Genomic DNA, 18,362 nt, shown 5'->3' on the forward strand with positions numbered 1-18,362 from the left:
GGAACCGCTAAACCGGGGGCGCGACTTTCACCGGACATGAACCAGCAGGGGACCGCGCCGCGCGAGCCACAGTCGTTCGAGCGCGTGCTCTCCTCGATGTGTACCGAACCGCATCCCGTCGCTCGCGAGGCCGCCGAGCGCTTCCTCGCGACGAACCCCGGCGACCCGACGACGTACCCGGCAGTCGCCGACCTCGAACGGGCGGCGGTCGAGACGCTCGGAGAGATAACGGGGCTCGCGGACCCGCACGGCTACGTCGCCAGCGGCGGCACCGAGGCCAACATCCAGGCGGTCCGGGCGGCGCGGAACCTCGCGGACGTCGACGACCCGAACGTCGTCGCGCCCGAGAGCGTCCACTTCAGCTTCCAGAAGGCCGCCGACGTGCTCGACGTCGAGCTCCGTCTCGCGCCGACCGTCGACCGCCGGGCCGACCCGGCCGCGATGGCGAACCTGGCCGACGAGGACACCGTGCTCGTCGTCGGCGTCGCGGGGACGACGGCGTACGGCCGCGTCGACCCCGTCCCGGCGCTCGCGGACCTGGCCGACGACCGCGACGCGCTCCTGCACGTCGACGCCGCGTGGGGCGGGTTCGTCCTGCCCTTCACCGACTTCGCGTGGAACTTCGACCACGCCGCCGTGGACACGATGACCGTCGACCCGCACAAGATGGGGCAGGCGGCGGTCCCGGCCGGCGGCTTCCTCGCCCGCGACGGCCGCGTGCTGGACGCGCTCGCGGTCGACACGCCGTACCTCGAATCGACGTCGCAGGCGACGCTGACCGGGACGCGCAGCGGCGCGGGCGTCGCCAGCGCGCAGGCGGCCATGGACGAACTCTGGCGCGACGGCTACCGCGAGGCGTACGAGCGAGCGCAGGAGAACGCCGAGTGGGTCGCCGCGGCGCTCGCCGACCGCGGCTACGACGTGGTCGACCCCGTGCTCCCGCTCGTCGCCGCCGACGTGCCGGCGGAGACGGTGGCGGCGCTGCAGGACCGCGGCTGGCGCGTCTCCCCGACCGGCGCGGGCGAACTCCGCGTCGTCTGCATGCCCCACGTCACCCGCGAGATGCTGGCGTCGTTCATCGCCGACCTCGACGCGACGTGACAGTCTCCTTGGAGGTCCGCGGCGGTAGGTCCCGATTACTACACGCCTGTGACTGGCGTCGGGTCCTCTCGTACCGTCTCAGTATGACAACGTTACGCAATTGTAATTTACGTAGACAGGTTACGAGATGTTAAAGTTTACAACGACGGACGCCCTGTCTTCGGTCGTGCTAACTGGGGTAGTCGGTCCGGCCGCGGACGCACTCGCCAGCGGCGTCGTGCTCGGCCTGTTCGGCTGGCTGAAACACGCCGTGGAGGCGGCGACCGGCTGGCCCGGGCTGGTCATCATCGCCGTCTACTCCTTTCTCATCTCGTTCGTCCTGCCGCTGCCGAGCGAGGTCGTCCTCGGCGCGCCGCTCGACCTCGGCCTCGGCCAGCCGGCGCGACTGGGCCTCATCACCGTCGTCAGCGGCGCGGGCAAGGCGGCCGGGAGCGTGTTCGCGTTCCACATCGGCCAGGAGGCCAAGCAGGAGGCCGGACCGGTCATCCGCTACCTGCGTCGGTCGCGGTTCGACATCGTCGAGTGGTCGGAGACCAAGACCGTCGAGATCGCCCGTCGCTGGGGGTACGTCGGCCTCGCACTCGCGCTGTCGGTTCCGTTCTTCCCCGACACGATCTCCATCTACGCCTTCTCCATCCTCGAGGAGGACTACGTCAAGTTCGCCGCCGCGACGTTCGTCGGGAGCGTCGGCCGCCTGCTGGTCACCATGGGCGCGGGCGCCGCCGTGCTGTTCGCGACCTGACCTGGGGTAGCTGTTCGGCGACGCTCCGCTCTCTCGGCGACGTGCCCCCGTCTCCCCAGTCGCTACATCCTGTCCGCCGACGCGGATTCCCGCTTCCGTAGAACTTAACCTCGTACCGCGATACCGTGGTGTATGAAAATCGCACTGCTGGGCGGCACCGGCGACATCGGTCAGGGACTCGCGCTGCGGTGGGCGTACGACACCGACCACGAGGTCATCGTCGGGTCGCGCGACCCGGAGAAGGCCCGCGAGATGGCCGACGAGTACGAGGTCGAACTGTCGAGCCGCGGCGTCGACCGCTCGATCAACGGCTTCGCCAACGAGATGGCTGCCGACCGCGCCGACGTCGTCGTGCTGGCCGTCCCGGCCTACCACGTCCGGGACACCGTCGAGGCCGTCGCCGACCGCCTCGACGACGTGGACGTCCTCGTCACCCCCGCCGTCGGGATGGACCGCGACGAGGACGGCTTCCACTACAAACCGCCGGGCGTGGGCAGCGTCACGCAACTCGTCGCGGAGGCCGCTCCCGACGACGTGCCCGTCGTCGGCGCGTTCCACAACCTCGCCGCCGACCGCCTCGCCGACCTCGGCATCGAACTCGACCTGGACACGCTGCTCGTCGCGGACGACGCCGACGCCAAGGAGACGGTCCGGCTACTCGCGGACGGCATCGTCGGACTCCGACCGCTCGACGCGGGCGGACTGGCCAACGCCGCCGAGGTCGAGAGTCTGACGCCGCTGCTCATCAACCTCGCGATGAACAACGAGGGGATGCACGACGTGGGCGTCACCTTCGAGTAGTCGTGGTGGGCGTCACCTTCGAGTAGTCGCGGTGGGCGTCACCCCGCGAAGCACGCCCGACGCGATTCCTCCCGCTCCCGGAACGTGCCCGACGCGGCCTCTCGAAGCCGTCTCCGGGGGCGCTCCCGCCGAGAAATACTTATGCGGTTCGCGCCCGTTCGTACACCACGATGACTGAGGTCTCCGCGAGCGTCGGTCGGTATCTCAGCACCATCCATCTCGTCTCCGCCGCGACGGACCATCCGGCGCGGACGAGCGAGCTGGCCGACGCCCTCGACGTGAGCGCGGCCAGCGTCACGGAGATGCTCCGGACGCTGGAGGAGCGCGACCTGGCGACCTACGAGAAGTACGAGGGAGCGACGCTCACGCCGGACGGCGAGCGGACCGCCCGGGAACTGCTGTGGAAGCACTGCGTCGCCGAGAACTTCCTGACGGAGGATCTCGCGATCGACGACACCGAGGAGGCGCGCGACGTCGGTCACGCCCTCTCCGACGACGTGGCCGCCCAGTTGCGCGCGCGCATCGGCCATCCCTGCGCTGGCGAGTGCAGCGCGCCGGAGGAGGAGTTCGACGCCTGCTGCGACGACGTCCGCGGCGACCGCTAGAGTAGCTCCCGATACACCTTGCCGAACGCCTGTCGCTGGAGCGTCGCCACCGCGGCGGCCGCCTCGCGCTGGTACGTCGCCGCGACGACGGTCTCCGCCGCGGGTGCGACGTGCCACGCGACGTTCTCGACGTTCTCGCTTCCCTCCTCGACGACCTCGAACGACCCGGGAATCGCCGCCTCGAACTCCTCGCGAGAGCCGGTGTGGACCTCCAGCAGCGACGCGAACAGGGCGTCGCGGGCCGTCTCGACGACCTCGCCCGTCACGCGCTCCTCGTACTCCCCGCGGTCGAACCGCATCGCCTTCGCCGTCTCCTTCACGACGGTCTGGGCCGCGGGGCCGACCGCCTCGTACCGTTCGCGCGCCGCCGCTACGTCGTCGGGTGACAGTAGTCCGTGGGTCTCCATGTCCGGGCGTTCCGTCGGCGGGGACTACTCGTTTTCGTCTCCGCGATCCGCACACGCCCGCCCGACCGCCGCGCGGCCGTCCGTCTCCTGGAACCTCGCCGGGGCCGGGCCGCCGAACAGCGGGACCCCGGGGTGGCCGAACCTGACCCCCAGCAGCGCCACCCCGACCAGCGCCGTCGCGGCGTACCCGACCATGCCCAGTTTCGCCTGGAACAGCAGCAACAGCACCGAGACGTAACAGAGGGCGCTGCCCACGGTCCCGAAGCGCTCGGCCGTCACCTGACCGACCTCCTCGCCGCGACCGACGCCGAAACCGGCGAGGCCGCCGGCCGCGAGCACCGGCACCGTCATCGCTCGCACCGCCGTGAACGCCGGAGCGAACGTCTGCCAGGCGGCTGCTCCCGCTCCGAGGACGACCGTGGCGGCGACGAACGTTCTGGCGGCCCACCGCATGATGGTCGTTCAGTGTAGGCCAGCTGTTAAGAAACCGTCGGTCGCGGGGCGTCGCGCCGTCGACGGCCGCGTTCTCGTCGTCCGCACGCTCCCGGCCTACGTCTCGTCGCCGTCCTCCGCGGATTCGTCGTCGGCGTCGTCTTCCGAAAGCATCTCCTCGGTCATCCGTCGCGCCTCGTTCAGGATGCGCTGGGTGTCGGCGTCCTGCGCCCCTGCGCCGGCGGTCCGCCCGTAGCCGCCCGAGCGCTGCAGTTCCTCCTCGAACTGGTGGTCGTGGTCGTGGTCCGGCGGCCGGGTGTCGTCGAACACCTGCGGATACTCGGCCTCCTCGACGTGGTCGGTCACCCGCGGGGCGAGTTCGTCTGGTCCCTCGTCCTCCCAGCCGGGGGCGTGCTCGTCGAGCCACGCCGCGTGCTCGTCGTCGCCGAGCATGGCCGTGAACGCGAGGTGGTTCGCGAGGTGCTCCCCGTCCGACTGGGGCGTCTCGCAGACCGGACAGGCGTATCCCATGCACGTCGCTACGCGGTGCGGACGGGAAAACCCTTCATTTCAGGTCGGCGACCATCACCAGCGCGTCCTCCCCGTCGTTGTAGTAGCGCGGTAGCGTCCGGAGGTACTGGAAGCCGAAGGAGTTGTACAGCGCGATGGCCGTCTCGTTGCTCTCGCGCACCTCCAGTTTCACGCTGTGAGCGCCGCGCGTCCGCAGCTCCGCCAGCACGCGTTCGAAGAGCTTCGTCCCGATGCCCTCGCCGCGCCGGGACGGGTGGACGGCGACGTCCTTGACGTGGCCGAGCGCCCGCCCGTGGTTCGGCATGAGGTCGGCCACGACGTAGCCGACCACCTTCGTCCCGTCGACCGCGACGAGGAAGGTGGGCTCGTCGAGGTAGCGCTCGAAGGCGGAGAACGGCCACGGCTGGTCGAACGACGCCTTCTCGATGCGGAAGACGGCGAGCAGGTCCGCCTCCTCGACCGGGCGGATGCCGATGCCTTCCGCATCGCTGGCGGCAGTCGTCACGTTCGGCCGTTCGGCGCGAACGCCTATAGCTTTCATGCTCACCGAACCGGCGGTAAGCGTCGGGTCGGTTCCGTGTCCTCGCGACGAGCGGCGGCTGTCACGCCTCGTCAGCGGCGGCGGAGACCTGCCGCTGGTCGACCGTGGCGCGCCGAAAAAGATGGTCGTCTCGATCAGTCGTCGGCCGGGGCCGCACCGCTGCCGCCGGACTCGGCCTGCTTCTTCGTGTGGGGCAGCTTGCCGCCGTCGGCGAGGATCTGGCGCTCGCGGTCGGACGCGTCGAGGTGGCCGGTCGCCTCCCAGTCGTCGTTCACGCGGATGGTGAACTCCTCCTGGCCGGAGCGGACCGCCTCGGCGACGTCGTCGACGATCTCGACGTCGTCGCCCTGCTCGATCTTCTCGTAGGTTTCCTCGTCGATCTCGAGCGGGACGAGACCGAAGTTGAAGAGGTTCGCCTTGTGGATGCGGGCGAAGCTCTGGGCGAGGACGCCTTCCACGCCGAGGTACATCGGACAGAGGGCGGCGTGCTCGCGGGAGCTACCCTGGCCGTAGTTCTCGCCGGCGACGAGGAAGCCGCCGTCGGCCTCCAGCGCGCGGTCGGCGAACGTCTCGTCGACGCGCGAGAGGGTGAACTCCGACAGCTTCGGGATGTTCGACCGGTACATCAGGATGTCCTGGGTCGCCGGGATGATGTGGTCGGTCGTGATGTTGTCCTGCATCTTCAGCAGGGCCTCACCTTCGACGTCGGCACCCATCTCGTCTTTCAGCGGGACGTCGCCGATGTTCGGGCCCTTGATGAGCTCGTCGTCGACGGCCTCGTCGGGCGCGATGAGGTCGGGGTCCTCGCCGTCGATGTCGTAGCCGTCGCCGAGCTCGAAGCCGGGGTCCTCGAGGTCGCCGAGCTCGTCGGCGAGGTCGCGCGGGTCGACGATCTCGCCCTTGAGCGCCGCCGCCGTGGCGACTTCCGGCGAGCAGAGGTACACCGAGTCGTCCTCGATGCCCGAGCGGCCCTCGAAGTTGCGGTTGAACGTGCGCAGGCTCACGGAGTCGGAGGCGGGCACGTGACCGATGCCGATACACGCACCGCAGGTCGCCTCGGAGAAGTTGACGCCGGCCGCCATCAGTTCCGCGACGTGGCCCTCGCGAGCCAGCATCTCGGAGGCCTGCTTGCTGCCGGGCGCGACGATCATGTCCGTCTTGCGGTCGACCGTGCGGCCCTCCAGCATCTTCGCGGCGGGGAGGATGTCCTCGTACGCGCCGTTGGTGCAGGAGCCGATCATGACCTGGTCGACGTCGGTGCCGGCGACCTCGCGGACGGGCACGACGTTGTCGGGCATGGACGGCTTCGCGATGAGCGGTTCGAGGTCCGAGAGGTCGACGACGATCTGGTCGTCGTACTCGGCGTCCTCGTCGGGGCCGATCTCGACGTACTCGTCGCTGCGGCCGAGGCGGTCGAGGTACTCCTCGGTCTTCTCGTCGGTCGGGAAGATGGAGGTGGTCGCACCGAGCTCGGTGCCCATGTTCGTGATGGTGGTGCGCTCGGGGACCGAGAGCGTCTCGACGCCCGGACCGGTGTACTCCAGCACCTTGCCGACGCCGCCCTTCACGGAGAGGCGTCGGAGGAGCTCGAGGATGACGTCCTTGGCGGTCGCCCACTCGGGCAGTTCACCCTCGAGGCGGACGTTGACGACCTCCGGCATCTCGATGTAGTACGGGCCGCCACCCATGGCGACCGCGACGTCGAGACCGCCGGAACCGATGGCGAGCTCGCCGAGGCCACCGGGCGTCGGCGTGTGGGAGTCGGACCCGAGCATCGTCTTGCCGGGTGCCGCGAAGTTCTCCTTGTGGACGTTGTGGCAGATGCCGTTGCCCGGGCGGGAGAAGTGTGCACCGAACGTCCCCGCCGCCGAGCGGAGGAAGCGGTGGTCGTCCGTGTTCTTGAAGTCGAACTGGTAGGTCTGGTGGTCACAGTACTGGGCCGCGAGTTCCGTCTGGACCTCGTCGAGGTCCAGCGCTTCGAACTGCAGCCAGACCAGCGTCCCCGTGGTGTCCTGCGTGAGAACCTGGTCGATCTCGATCCCGATCTCCTCGCCGGTTTCGAGTTCCCCCTCGACGAGGTGGTCGTCGAGAATCTTCTCCGTCAGTGTCTGTCCCATAACGCGCGAATATCGACTCTCCTTGGGTATAAATCCCGCGTGTTTGAGTTGTTCCGTTCGTGGGTGAATCCCTCCGCAATCAGGCAAAATTCGCGCCACGGCCGACGCGTCGCCCCCGTCGTGTCAGCCGCGCCCGCCGGGGGCACGACGCCGCGACGAGGCCCCGATTCCGGCAGGGTTATACTTGCCCCGGGGGAGGGTTGGAACATGTTCCGGAGCGGAACCTTCGTCGCCGAGGCCCTCGGCGACACCGACGCGACGCAGGTCCAGCCGAACGGCGTCGACCTGACGCTGGCGGCGGTGTACGAGCAGCGCGACTCCGGTCGCATCGGCCGCAACGACAAGGAGATCGGCAACCGGCAGGAGGTCGAACCGGAGCAGGTCGGGGAGAGCGTCCCCGAGACCTACTACCTCCGTCGGGGGACCTACGTCGTCCAGTACGGCGAGACCGTCCGCATCCCGGACGGCCACGTCGGCTTCCTCTACCCCCGGTCGTCGCTCATGCGCAACTCCTGTATGCTCCACACCGCCGTCTGGGACGCGGGCTACGAGGGGAAAGGCGAGGGGCTGCTGGAGGTCCACCACGACGTCGAGATAGAGCGCGGGGCGCGCATCGGCCAGCTCGTCCTCGCGGAGGCCGACCACGACGACACCTACGACGGCGACTACCAGGGCGAGAACCTGTAGACACCTTCGAAACGAAACCCCTTTTCCCTGGCCCTGCTCACCCGCAAGCGTGCACGGGAACCGGGCGCAGTTCTACGCGCTCTATCTGACGCGGTTCGCCACCGGTTTCGGCTTCGTGACGCTCGTGACGCTGCTGGGCAAGTACATCGACGTGCTCGACCCGGGCTCCGGGCTCGTGGTCGGCCTGTTCGTCTCGGGGCTGACCGCGGCGCAGGCCGTCGCCGTCGTCCCGATGGCGTGGAGTGGCGACCGCTACGACAAGCGGACCGTGCTGCTCGCTAGCCTCGCGCTCTCGGTCGTCGCCTACGGTGCCTTCCCGTTCGTCGACTCCAGCGCCGGCTTCGTCGGGGTCCGCGCCCTGCAGGGCGTCGCACTGACGGGGACGGGCCTCGTCACGCTCGCGCTCGTCGGCGAACTCTCGACGCTGGAGACGCGCGCGAACCACATCGGCAAGGCGAACGCGGCGCGGTTCGCGGCGGCCATCGTCGGCGCGCCGGCGGCTGGCGTCCTCTACCAGCTGTACGGCTTCGACGCGGTCTTCGGCGTCATCGTCGTGCTGCTGGTGCCCGCGCTGCTCGGCGTCCTCGCGTTCGTCGAACCGGACGACACCCGCATCGAGGGGTTCCCCTTCGCCGACCTCGCGGTCAATCGCCGCCTGCTCACGCTCTCCAGCTTCCGCGCCCAGTACGCCGTCGCGGTGACGATGGTGCGAAAGTGGGTGCCCATCTTCGCGGGCGTCACCGCGGCTCGCGGCGGTCTGCACTACGCCGCGTTCGCCGTGAGCGTCGTCCTCGTCGCCGAGAAGTTCACGAACATGCTGCTCCAGCCCCACACCGGCCGCCTCTCCGACCGGTTCGGCCGCGCGCTGTTCGTCTTCGTCGGCGGGACCGGCTACGGCCTCGTCGCGCTGACCATCCCGTTCGCCCCGGCCATCGGCGAGGCGCTGAACGCGCCGACCGCCGTGCCGACGACGGGACCGCTCGTCGCCGCGCTCCCGGTGGTCGACCTGGCGGCGCTGCTCGGCGACCTCTCGCCAGCGTTCGTCCCGCTCGTCGTCCTGAACGGCCTGCTCGGCGTCGCCGACAGCTTCCGCGAACCGGCGAGCATGGCGCTGTTCGCCGACGAGGGCACGGACGACGGCGGCGTCGCCAGCAGCTTCGGCATCCGCGAACTCGTCTGGCGGCCCGGGAGCATCCTCGCGCCGCTGCTCGGCGGCGTGCTGATGGGTTCGGCGGGCATGGAGTGGGTGTTCTACGTCGGCGGCCTCGCGTCGCTGTCGGGCGTACTCACCTTCCTCGGCGTCCTCTCGTACTCCCACGGCGCGAGCGCGCTGACGCGGTGGTGACGCTCGTCACTTCTCGCTCAGGCCGCTGTTCGCCGGGCCGTCGACGACGCTGCCGTCGACCTCGAACCGCGACCCGTGGCACGGACAGTCCCAGGACCGCTCGGCGTCGTTCCAGCTCACGACGCAGCCGAGATGCGGACACACCGCCGAGCGGCGGTGGTGCTCGCCGTCCTCGTCGCGGTACACGGCGACCAGGTCGCTGCCGTCGCGGACGACCTGCGCCTCGCCCGGCGCGAGCGACGGGCCGTCGCCGGCCAGCGACGACCACGCCCAGCCGCCGACGAACTCCTTGCCGGCGTCGACGTTCTCCTCGACCAGCGTCCCGGCGGATTCGAGCGGCGGCAGTCGCCCCGGGTCGTACACGTCGGCCCACTCGCTGCCCGTGCCTGCTATCTCGTCGGCGAGCAGCGTGCCCGTCGCGACGCCGTTGGTCATCCCCCAGCCGCCGTAGCCCGTCGCGACGTGGGCGTGGTCGCGCCACGGCGCGATGGGGCCGACGAACGGCACCCCGTCGGACGTCTCGTAGTCCTGGGTCGACCACTGGTAGGCGACCGACTGGACTTCGAACCGGTCGCGGGCCGCCTGCTCGACGCGCCGGTAGCGCTCGGCGGTGCTACCGCCCTGTCCCGTCTTGTGGTTCTGGCTGCCGACGAGCACGAGCGACTCCTCGGCCGTCTCGTGCGGCCGCACCGAGAAGTACGGGTCGCCAGGCCGGTAGTACATCCCCTCCGGGGTCGGGTCGCGGACGCGCAGCGCGAGCACGTACGACCGCTTGGGGTAGGCCCGTGCGAAGTACCCCGCCGGGTCCTGGAACGGGAAGTGGGTGGCGACGACGACGTCGTCGGCGGTGACCGTCCCGCGCTCGGTTGCGACGCGACACGGCTCGCCCCCGCTGACGTCGGTCACCCTGGTCTCCTCGAACACGCGGCCGTCGCCGCTCTCCAGTTCGTCGGCGAGGCCGAGCAGGTACTGCCGCGGGTGGAACTGCGCCTGGTCGTCGAACCGCACCGCACAGTCGGCGTCCAGCGCCAGCGGGACGTCGTCGACGAACTCTGCGGGCAGTCCGAGGCTCCGCGCGGCCTCGACCTCCTTCCGGACGCTGGACCGCCGGTCGCGGTCGGTGACGTACGTGTACGCCGGCCGACGGCGGAACTCGCAGTCGATCTCCTCGGCGCGCTCGGCGACGGTCTCGATGGCCGCCTCGTTGGCCGCCGCGTACTGGTGGGCGCGCTCGCGCCCCTCCCGCGACACGAGGTCGTGGTAGACGAGGCCGTGGAGGCTCGTCAGTTTCGCCGTCGTGCGCGCCGTCACCCCCGAGACGACGCGGTTCGCTTCGAGTACGGCGACGTCCAGTCCGGCGTCGTCGAGTTCTGCCGCGGTCGACAGCCCCGCGATGCCCGCGCCGACGACCGCCACGTCGACGCGCAGGTCGCCGTCGAGCGGGTCGTAGTCGGTCTCCGGCGTCGTCGCGGACCAGAGCGATACTCCCTCCCCCGGAAGGTCAGCGTCGGCCATGGAATCCCCCGGCCGTGGTTCGACGGTCCCCGGCAAAAGGGCGGTGGCTACTGTACGTACCCGAGGTCGGCGAGTCGCTGCTCGACCGCGTCCTCGTCCATCGTTGCGCCGCCGTCGCCGTCGTACTCGGGGTACGACTGTGCGCCGACGTCGTCGACGACCGGGACGACCTCGCCGTCCATCCGGTCGCTGTAGGGGACGCCGAGCGCGGACATGACCGTCGGCGCGACGTCGAAGAGGTGGGGGTGGTCCGGCATCGCGTCGGGGTCGACCCCGTCGCCGTACGCCGCGAAGACGCCGTCGAGCTTGTGGTTCCAGGGCTCGGTCGGCGGCGCGAAGTGGTCGCCGAGCAGTTGCGCGGAGAGGAACTGCCCCATCCCGTCCGGGACGGTGACGACGTCGGGCGCGTTCTCGGCGTTCTTGCCGTGGAAGTAGCGCTCGCGGGGGGCGACCGTCTCGAAGACGGGGTCGCCGTCCGGCGTCTCGACCGCGCGCAGCGCCGCCATCACCGCCTCGCGGACGTCGTCGTACTGTTCGGGGGGAACCGTGCCCTGGGGTTCGCGGCCCTCGAGGTTGATACGCACGCCGAGTTCGGTCCGCGCGCGCATGTACGCCGTCGAGTTCTCGAAGTCGACCTGCTCGTTGCCGGTGCGGGCGACGTTCCGCGGCGCGACCCGGCGGGCGACGTCGGCCAGCCCTACCGTTTCGAGTGCGGTCCGGATGCGGTGGGCGGTGAGGCCGACCTTCGCGGCGCTCGCGGCCAGTCGCTCGACGGCGTTCGGTTCCCACGTCGTCGTGTCCTTGCCCTCGCGCAGTTCCTCCTGGATGGGGTTCCACGACGGCATCCCCTTGCCGCCCCGCGTCGCCTCGACGAACCCCTCGTCGCGCAGGAACTCGTTGACGCGGAACTCGTAGTCGTCGTAGGGACCCATGCCGTGGTCGCTGGCGAGGAAGACGGTGTCGGGGTCGCAGTCGTCCAGGATGCGCGCTATCTGGCGGTCGGTCTCCCGGTACACCGTCCGAACCTTCTCCCGGTCGCCGTCGAACTCGTGGAAGACGGTGTCGGGCTTCTGGAACTGGACGAAGCCGAACTCCGGGTCGTGCTCGTCGGCCAGGTAGCGGAACGCCTCGCCGCGCATCCGCACGAGGTCGGTGTACTCGTCCATCTTCTCGCTGTCGGTGTACGACGACTCCTCGCGGGAGTAGGTCGGGTACACCCGGTAGTCGCCGATGGCGTCCCGGACGTCGTCGAGCAGCCCCTCGGGGTGGCAGGTCGGGTCCTCGGGGCCGATGAACCCCGGCAGCACCGCGCCGTCGACGGCGTCCGGCGGGTGGGTGACGGGGACGTTGACGACGACGCTCGTCACGTCGTGGCGGTCGAGCAGCGTCCAGATGGCGTGCTCCTCGACGTCGTCGCCGGTGACGACGCGGAAGTCGTACCCCTCGTAGGTGACGAACCCGCAGACGCCGTGCTTGCCGGGATTGACGCCGGTGTACAGCGACGGCCACGCGCTCGGCGTCCACGGTGGCATCTGTGACTCCAGGGGGGCCGCGGCGCCGTCCTCGCAGATCGAGCGGATGGTCGGGACGTCGCCGTCGAGTCGGTCGAAGACGGACAGACAGCCGGCGTCGATGCCGACCAGCAGGACGTCGAGCGCCGTTCCGGTCATCGCGGCCACCTCCGGGAGCGGTCGGTCTCGGTCGTGTGGTCGTCGAGACGGGCGGCGTGTCTCCCCCCGTCCGCGACGCTCGCCGCACTCATCGCCAGACTCTAGCGGTGCGGGGTATTTTATTATGTCACGCCTAAACCGGCGGGCGACGGATTTCGGCCGAATCGCGGGGCGGCGCTCGGTGTCGGGGTCGGCCCCGCCGTCAGTCCTCGCCCTCTGGAACGGGCGCGGGGCCCGGTTCGTCGATGACGGCCTCCTTCCACGTGCCGCGGGTGAACCACAGCGCGGCGGCGATGGCCCCGACGACGTTGCCGAACGCCATCCCGACCCAGACGCCGGTCGGGCCCATGTCCTGGACGAACGCGAGGCCGTACACGACGGGCACCCGGCCGAGCCACAGCGCGACCATCGAGAACGCCATGGCCGTCTTCGTGTTGCCCGCGCCGCGGTAGGCACCGAGCAGCACCTGCAGCAAGGCCATGAACGCGAACTCGATGGAGCGGATGCGCAGGTACGAACTGCCGTACTCGATGGTCTGGGCGGCCTTCTCGGTCCCGGTGGCCATGAACACGCCCACGATGGGGCCGGGGAACAGCGCCGCGACGACCGCGACCGCGAGCATCACGGCCGAGCCGGCCTTCGCGGCGAGCCACACCGCCCGCTCGGCGCGCTCGGGGTTCTCCGCGCCGAGGTTCTGGCCGACCATCGTGTTCGTCGCCCGGCCCAGCCCCATCGCGGGGAGGAAGACGAGCGACGCGAGGCGGTTGCCCAGGCCGTAGGCGCTCACCACCGGCGGAGCGAACTGGACGACCATCGCCGTCAGGGTTATCATCGCCAGCGCGCTGGTCGACTGCTCGAGCGCGCTCGGCGTGCCGATGCTGACGATGTCCTTGATGTAGCCCAGGTCGGGGACGAGGTCGTCGAACCCCACGTCGGGGCCGGCGCTTGCGCCGAACAGGACGTACAGGCCGATGACGCTCGCGACGGCGCGCGCCAGGATGGTCGCCAGCGCGGCCCCTTCGATGCCCATCTTCGGGATGGGTCCGGCCCCGAAGATGAACAGGGGGTCGAGGACGACGTTGATGGCGACGCTGACGGCCATCACGCGCATCGGCGTCCGCGTGTTGCCGTAGCCGCGCATCAGCGAACTGAACACGAAGAACCCGAACAGGAACGGGAGCCCGAGGAAGAACACCTTCATGTAGTCCCGGGCGAGCGGGAAGACCTGGCCGCCCGTCGCCTGCTGGCTCGGGATGGCGGCCAGCATCGGGTCCGTGAGGAGGTAGCCGGCGGCGGCGAGGACGACCGCCAGCATCGTGACGAACGACAGCACCTGGCCGGCGACCTCGCCCGCGGACCCCTCGCTGTCCGCGCCCGTGTACTGGGCGACGAGGATGCTCCCGGCCGCGTTGAACCCGCCCGCGATGGAGATGAGGAAGAAGATGAGCGGGAACGCGAGGCTCATCGCCCCGACGGCGTCTGCGGAGAAGCGTCCGAGCCAGAACGTGTCGGCGACGTTGTAGGCCACCTGGAGGAGCTGGATGACGACGATGGGCCACGCGAGTTCGAACATCGGGCGGACGAGGCCGCCCTCGGTAATCGACCCGCTGGCGCGCGGGCTACTCATCGTACTTTCGGAACGAAACAGCGGCGTTTCAATATTTCGACTCGTGTGCGGCACGTGAAGAACTATCACTGCCGCACCGTCGCCGGCTCGACGGTGGGGTCGACGCACCGCCGGCGAGCGCGCGTCTCGTCCGCCCGCTGCTGCCGGATTAGACCGTTGCTAAGCTGCGCTGTCCCCGCCGTCGGGGTACGAAACCGAAGCGCTCATGCCGGGACGGACACTGGTGAAGCGGGGACACGGTATGATACTGACGGGAACGGTCGTCGCGGACGCGTCGACGACCATCGAAGACGGGGGCATCGCCGTCGAGGGCGACCGGATCGCCGCGGTCGGCGAGCGCGAGGCAATCCTCGACGCGTATCCGGACCGCGAGGTTCACTCGTACGACCTGCTCGCGCCGGGGTTCGTCGGCAGCCACGTCCACTCGGTCCAGAGCCTCGGGCGCGGCATCGCCGACGACACCGAACTGCTGGACTGGCTGTTCGACCACGTCCTGCCGATGGAGGCGAGCCTCGACGCCGAGGCGATGTACGTCGCGGCGCGCCTCGGCTACCTGGAGATGATCGAGAGCGGGACGACGACCTGCGTCGACCACCTCTCGGTCCACCACGCCGACCGGGCGTTCGACGCCGCGGTCGAGATGGGCGTCCGCGGCCGCCTCGGGAAGGTGCTGATGGACAAGCGCGCGCCCGACGGTCTCCGGGAGGACACCGACGCGGCGCTCGCTGAAACTGAACGGCTCGTCGACCGCTACCACGGCGCCGCCGACGGCCGCATCCGGTACGCCGTCACGCCCCGGTTCGCCGTCTCCTGCACCGAGGACTGTCTCCGCGGCGCGCGCCGCATCGCCGACGAGAACGAGGGCGTCCGCATCCACACCCACGCCAGCGAGAACCGCGACGAGGTGGCGACCGTCGAGGAGGACACCGGCTACCGCAACGTCCACTGGCTCGACGAGGTCGGCCTGACCGGCGAGGACGTCGTGCTCGCCCACTGCGTCTGGACCACCGAGAGCGAGCGCGAGGTGCTCGCGGAGACCGGCACGCACGTCACCTACTGCCCCTCCTCGAACATGAAGCTCGCGAGCGGTATCGCGCCCGTCGTCGACTACCTGGACCGCGGCATCAACGTCGCGCTCGGCAACGACGGGCCGCCGTGCAACAACACGCTCGACCCGCTGACTGAGATGCGCCAGGCCAGCCTCCTCCAGAAGGTCGACCACCACGACCCGGAGGCGACGCCCGCCCGGACCGTCTTCGAGATGGCGACCGTCAACGGCGCGCGCGCCGCTGGCTTCGACCGCGTCGGCAAACTCCGCGAGGGCTGGCGCGCGGACGTCGTCGGCCTGACGACCGACGAGACCCGCGCGACGCCGCTGTACGACCCGCTCTCGCACCTGGTGTTCTCGGCCCACGGCGACGACGTCGAGTTCACCATGGTCGACGGCGAGGTGCTGCAGGCGGACGGCGAGGTGCTGGTGGCGGACGCCGACGAGATCCGGGCGCGAGCGCGGGCGGTCGCGTCGGGACTCGACGGAGCGCCGGACTGTCTCTGCTGACGCTCCTCGGTCCCGTCGCGTCCGCTCCCGAGTCAGTCGCTCCTGCAATCGGTCAGTGGCGGCCTGAACGTCCGATCCGGCATTCTCCCCCGGGATGTGCGGCGTATCTGGCTCCGGTAGCCACTCTCCCGACCGCTGTGAGCCGGGCCACTCTTTCGACCGCTGCGTGCCGGGCGTATCGCGTGCCAGGCGTCCACTCTTTTGTACGTGTGTGCCGTGAGCGAAGTCGGGCGTCCGAATGGTCAGCTATCTCGTCAGACTCGTCCGCGTCGGCCTCGCGTTCCTGCCGTTCCTGACGGCGTTCCTCCGTGACCGCCGACGGTTCGTACTCTTCGGCCGGTCGCGGACCCTGACCGACGAGCAGCGCCAGCAGCGCGCCCGCGAACTGCGGGACGCGCTGCTCGACCTGGGCCCGACGTTCATCAAGATCGGACAGGTGCTCTCGACCCGGCCCGACATCGTCCCCGAGACGTACGCCGAGGAGCTGTCGTCGCTCCAGGACGCCGTCCCGCCGGGCGCGTACGGCGAGGCGGAACCGACCGTCGAGGCCGACGTGGGTCGGGACGTCTACGACGAGTTCGACCCCGACCCGGTCGCTGGCGGGTCGCTCGCGGAGGTGTACGAGGCAACCTACCAGGGGAACCCGGTCGTGGTGAAGGTCCGCCGGCCGGGCATCGTCGCCCTCATCGAGACCGATCTCCGGGTCATCCGCCGCCTGCTGCCCGTCGTCGTCCGCATCGCCCCGGAGCGTCACCGCTTCTCCCTGCGGAACATGGCGGACGACTTCGAGCGCATCATCCGCGAGGAACTGGACTTCGAGCGCGAGGGGAGGATGATGGACGAGATCCGCGAGAACTTCGCGGGCGACGACACCGTCAGAATCCCGCGCCGGTACCCCGACGCGTGCTCCGAGCGCGTGCTCACGATGCAGCGCGTCGACAGCATCAAGATAACCGACGTGGACCAGCTTCGCCGGGCCGGCTTCGACCCGGCCGTGATCGCAGAGGACGTCGCGAACGCCTACTTCGAGATGGGGCTGGAGGACGGCATCTTCCACGGCGACCCCCATCCCGGCAACCTCGGCGTCGACCAGCGGGGTCGCGTCGTCTTCTACGACTTCGGCATGACCGGGCGGTTCACGCCGCGGATGCAGGACGCCATCGTCGAACTCTACCTCGCCATCGCCCAGCGCGACGTCGACCGCATCATGGACGTCCTCGTCGACCTCGGCGCGCTCGACCCGACGGTCGACCGCGAGGCGATGGCTCGCGTCCTGACGCTCGTCATCGAGGACCTCGAGGGACGGGCCGTCACCGACTGGCGCCGCATCATCACGGAGGTGACGACCGTCCTCCAGGAGTTCCCCTTCCGCCTCCCGCCCGACCTCATGCTCGTCATCCGGGTCGGCACCGTCGGCGAGGGCGTCCTGCGACAGCTCGACCCGCAGTTCGACTTCATCGCGGCGGCGCGCGAGTTCCTCGTCGAGCACGGCTACATGCAGCGCGGCGCTCGGAACGTCGCCGCGGAGACGCGCGGGGAGGCGTGGGAGTCGTTCCGGGCGGCGCTCCGCACGCCGACGAAGCTGGAGGCGACCCTCGACACGGTCCGGCGCGGCGAGCTCAGCGTCGAGGGCCTGGACCTGCACGACCCGCTCACCCGCGTCGGGCGCACCCTGGCGTACGCCATCATCACCGCGTCGTGGGTCGTCGGCTCGTCCATCCTGACCCGCGAGAGCCCGCTGTTCGGCGCCATCGGGTACGTCATCGCGACCGTCATGACCGTCTTCTTCCTGCTCGCCATCCGCGGTGTCATCCGCGAGGAACGGGGGTAGTTCGGAGGCGGCGACGGTGCTCCGCCGGGGGACGACGACGCCACACCGGGGGGCGGCGACGGTGCAACGGACGCACCGGCCGCCGCTTCGTCCACGCTTGTTCACGCAGGCAGCACGTTTAGGGGACTCATCGCCCTACTCCGTGGGCACGATGGTCGACGTGATGGGACACTTCGGGATGGCACTGCTCTGGGCGCTGCCGGCGCTCGTCGTCTGGAACGGGCGGGCGAGCCTCGCGTTCATCGCGCTCGTGCTCTCCACGGCGATGTTGCCGGACGTCGATCTGGTGTTGAGCCAGTTCCTGCCGATCGCCCACCACGGCATCACGCACACCGTCCTGTTCGTGGTGACGGTCGGCGTCGTCGCCGGTGCCGTCGTCGAGTACGGACTCAAGTCGTGGCTCGAACGCGCCTGGCTGCGCAGCGAGGGCCACACCATCTCGGCCGGCGCGCTGTTCGTCTTCGTGGCGGGCGCGCTCGTCCTCGGCGGGTTCAGCCACCTGTTCGCCGACATGCTGTCTGCGCCCGACATCGCCAAGCCGGTCGAGCCGTTCTGGCCCCTGTTTAGCAAGCCCTGGTCGGTCGACGTCGCCTGGTACAACTCGCCGTGGTGGAACCGCGGTCTGCTGGCGATCGCGGCGACGCTTCACCTCGTGGTCGGCTACCTCGACTTCGACGTCGACCACCCGTACCGCATCTCCGGCGAGTCGTAGAGCGCCCCGTCGTCGGTTCTCGGTGCAGCGCCCGTCGGTGTGGGACGGTCGCTCGGGCCGGTAGGTGGCCCCTGACTCTTTAATTCGGGGTTCAGGCAGGGTATAACAATCAGTCAGCCATCCGTTTCAGCGTCCGAGTG

The 18,362-nt window shown here is 70.0% G+C and carries 17 protein-coding genes; 9 read left to right on the forward strand and 8 right to left on the reverse strand.

Annotated elements, in window-relative coordinates:
* The first annotated feature begins 36 nt into the window (after nt 1-36).
* The 4 genes from mfnA to NKT36_RS09705 all read left to right on the forward strand — a co-directional run bounded on the left by mfnA (nt 37) and on the right by NKT36_RS09705 (nt 3,249).
* On the forward strand, nt 37-1,101 hold the full coding sequence (mfnA, locus tag NKT36_RS09690; RefSeq protein WP_327050844.1) for a tyrosine decarboxylase MfnA: 1,065 nt from the start codon (nt 37-39) through the stop codon (nt 1,099-1,101).
* Nucleotides 1,102-1,228: 127 nt separating this feature from the next.
* Nucleotides 1,229-1,843 carry a YqaA family protein gene (locus NKT36_RS09695; RefSeq protein ID WP_407652167.1) on the forward strand — a complete coding sequence of 205 codons (615 nt, stop codon included), beginning with the start codon at nt 1,229-1,231 and terminating at the stop codon, nt 1,841-1,843.
* Between the two features lie 132 nt (nt 1,844-1,975).
* On the forward strand, nt 1,976-2,644 hold the full coding sequence (npdG, locus tag NKT36_RS09700) for an NADPH-dependent F420 reductase (protein WP_327050845.1): 669 nt from the start codon (nt 1,976-1,978) through the stop codon (nt 2,642-2,644).
* 170 nt (nt 2,645-2,814) lie between these two features.
* Nucleotides 2,815-3,249 (forward strand): metal-dependent transcriptional regulator, encoded by a 435-nt coding sequence (locus NKT36_RS09705; RefSeq protein WP_327050846.1) that lies wholly within the window; start codon nt 2,815-2,817, stop codon nt 3,247-3,249.
* Here NKT36_RS09705 and NKT36_RS09710 read toward each other — a convergent pair.
* From NKT36_RS09710 to NKT36_RS09730, 5 genes are all read right to left on the reverse strand, one after another.
* Complete coding sequence (locus NKT36_RS09710) at nt 3,246-3,656, reverse strand: DUF5809 family protein (RefSeq protein ID WP_327050847.1); 411 nt, start codon at nt 3,654-3,656, stop codon at nt 3,246-3,248. The two genes, NKT36_RS09705 and NKT36_RS09710, sit on opposite strands and share 4 nt — an antisense overlap.
* 24 nt (nt 3,657-3,680) lie before the next feature.
* Nucleotides 3,681-4,109, reverse strand: coding sequence for a hypothetical protein (locus NKT36_RS09715; RefSeq protein WP_327050848.1), 429 nt, complete (start codon nt 4,107-4,109; stop codon nt 3,681-3,683).
* A 96-nt stretch (nt 4,110-4,205) separates the two neighbouring features.
* Nucleotides 4,206-4,619: a DUF5810 domain-containing protein gene (locus NKT36_RS09720; protein WP_327050849.1), complete on the reverse strand. Its 414-nt coding sequence runs from the start codon at nt 4,617-4,619 to the stop codon at nt 4,206-4,208.
* Nucleotides 4,620-4,653: 34 nt separating this feature from the next.
* Nucleotides 4,654-5,124, reverse strand: a complete 471-nt coding sequence (rimI, locus tag NKT36_RS09725; RefSeq protein ID WP_327050850.1) for a ribosomal protein S18-alanine N-acetyltransferase — start codon at nt 5,122-5,124, stop codon at nt 4,654-4,656.
* 170 nt (nt 5,125-5,294) lie between these two features.
* Nucleotides 5,295-7,277: an aconitate hydratase gene (locus NKT36_RS09730; RefSeq protein ID WP_327050851.1), complete on the reverse strand. Its 1,983-nt coding sequence runs from the start codon at nt 7,275-7,277 to the stop codon at nt 5,295-5,297.
* A 207-nt stretch (nt 7,278-7,484) separates the two neighbouring features.
* Here NKT36_RS09730 and NKT36_RS09735 point away from each other — a divergent pair, with 207 nt between their 5' ends.
* Nucleotides 7,485-7,964 carry a deoxyuridine 5'-triphosphate nucleotidohydrolase gene (locus NKT36_RS09735; RefSeq protein ID WP_327050852.1) on the forward strand — a complete coding sequence of 160 codons (480 nt, stop codon included), beginning with the start codon at nt 7,485-7,487 and terminating at the stop codon, nt 7,962-7,964.
* Between the two features lie 49 nt (nt 7,965-8,013).
* Entirely contained in the window at nt 8,014-9,309 is a 1,296-nt protein-coding gene (locus NKT36_RS09740) for an MFS transporter (protein WP_327050853.1), read from the forward strand.
* Nucleotides 9,310-9,315: 6 nt separating this feature from the next.
* Here NKT36_RS09740 and NKT36_RS09745 read toward each other — a convergent pair whose 3' ends face one another.
* The 3 genes from NKT36_RS09745 to NKT36_RS09755 form a co-directional block, all read right to left on the reverse strand.
* Nucleotides 9,316-10,824 carry an FAD-dependent oxidoreductase gene (locus tag NKT36_RS09745; RefSeq protein WP_327050854.1) on the reverse strand — a complete coding sequence of 503 codons (1,509 nt, stop codon included), beginning with the start codon at nt 10,822-10,824 and terminating at the stop codon, nt 9,316-9,318.
* 47 nt (nt 10,825-10,871) lie between these two features.
* Entirely contained in the window at nt 10,872-12,494 is a 1,623-nt protein-coding gene (locus tag NKT36_RS09750) for an alkaline phosphatase family protein (RefSeq protein WP_327050855.1), read from the reverse strand.
* A 202-nt stretch (nt 12,495-12,696) separates the two neighbouring features.
* Nucleotides 12,697-14,121 carry an MATE family efflux transporter gene (locus tag NKT36_RS09755; protein WP_327050856.1) on the reverse strand — a complete coding sequence of 475 codons (1,425 nt, stop codon included), beginning with the start codon at nt 14,119-14,121 and terminating at the stop codon, nt 12,697-12,699.
* A gap of 241 nt (nt 14,122-14,362) precedes the next feature.
* Here NKT36_RS09755 and NKT36_RS09760 point away from each other — a divergent pair, with 241 nt between their 5' ends.
* The 3 genes from NKT36_RS09760 (at nt 14,363) to NKT36_RS09770 (ending at nt 18,222) form a co-directional block, all read left to right on the forward strand.
* On the forward strand, nt 14,363-15,679 hold the full coding sequence (locus NKT36_RS09760) for a 5'-deoxyadenosine deaminase (RefSeq protein ID WP_327050857.1): 1,317 nt from the start codon (nt 14,363-14,365) through the stop codon (nt 15,677-15,679).
* A 238-nt stretch (nt 15,680-15,917) separates the two neighbouring features.
* A complete protein-coding gene (locus NKT36_RS09765) occupies nt 15,918-17,510 on the forward strand; it encodes an ABC1 kinase family protein (protein ID WP_327050858.1) in 1,593 nt (530 codons plus the stop codon).
* A gap of 151 nt (nt 17,511-17,661) precedes the next feature.
* Nucleotides 17,662-18,222, forward strand: a complete 561-nt coding sequence (locus tag NKT36_RS09770; protein ID WP_327050859.1) for a metal-dependent hydrolase — start codon at nt 17,662-17,664, stop codon at nt 18,220-18,222.
* Nucleotides 18,223-18,362: the final 140 nt, after the last annotated feature.

Source organism: Halomicrococcus gelatinilyticus (assembly GCA_024227995.1).
Lineage (GTDB): Archaea > Halobacteriota > Halobacteria > Halobacteriales > Haladaptataceae > Halomicrococcus > Halomicrococcus gelatinilyticus.

Coding starts and splice junctions, on each gene's coding strand:
- mfnA (WP_327050844.1), top strand. CDS start 37: ATGAACCAGCAGGGGACCGCGCCGCGCGAGCCACAGTCGTTCGAGCGC.
- NKT36_RS09695 (WP_407652167.1), top strand. CDS start 1,229: ATGTTAAAGTTTACAACGACGGACGCCCTGTCTTCGGTCGTGCTAACT.
- npdG (WP_327050845.1), top strand. CDS start 1,976: ATGAAAATCGCACTGCTGGGCGGCACCGGCGACATCGGTCAGGGACTC.
- NKT36_RS09705 (WP_327050846.1), top strand. CDS start 2,815: ATGACTGAGGTCTCCGCGAGCGTCGGTCGGTATCTCAGCACCATCCAT.
- NKT36_RS09710 (WP_327050847.1), bottom strand. CDS start 3,656: ATGGAGACCCACGGACTACTGTCACCCGACGACGTAGCGGCGGCGCGC.
- NKT36_RS09715 (WP_327050848.1), bottom strand. CDS start 4,109: ATGCGGTGGGCCGCCAGAACGTTCGTCGCCGCCACGGTCGTCCTCGGA.
- NKT36_RS09720 (WP_327050849.1), bottom strand. CDS start 4,619: ATGGGATACGCCTGTCCGGTCTGCGAGACGCCCCAGTCGGACGGGGAG.
- NKT36_RS09730 (WP_327050851.1), bottom strand. CDS start 7,277: ATGGGACAGACACTGACGGAGAAGATTCTCGACGACCACCTCGTCGAG.
- NKT36_RS09735 (WP_327050852.1), top strand. CDS start 7,485: ATGTTCCGGAGCGGAACCTTCGTCGCCGAGGCCCTCGGCGACACCGAC.
- NKT36_RS09745 (WP_327050854.1), bottom strand. CDS start 10,824: ATGGCCGACGCTGACCTTCCGGGGGAGGGAGTATCGCTCTGGTCCGCG.
- NKT36_RS09750 (WP_327050855.1), bottom strand. CDS start 12,494: ATGACCGGAACGGCGCTCGACGTCCTGCTGGTCGGCATCGACGCCGGC.
- NKT36_RS09755 (WP_327050856.1), bottom strand. CDS start 14,121: ATGAGTAGCCCGCGCGCCAGCGGGTCGATTACCGAGGGCGGCCTCGTC.
- NKT36_RS09760 (WP_327050857.1), top strand. CDS start 14,363: ATGATACTGACGGGAACGGTCGTCGCGGACGCGTCGACGACCATCGAA.
- NKT36_RS09765 (WP_327050858.1), top strand. CDS start 15,918: ATGGTCAGCTATCTCGTCAGACTCGTCCGCGTCGGCCTCGCGTTCCTG.
- NKT36_RS09770 (WP_327050859.1), top strand. CDS start 17,662: ATGGTCGACGTGATGGGACACTTCGGGATGGCACTGCTCTGGGCGCTG.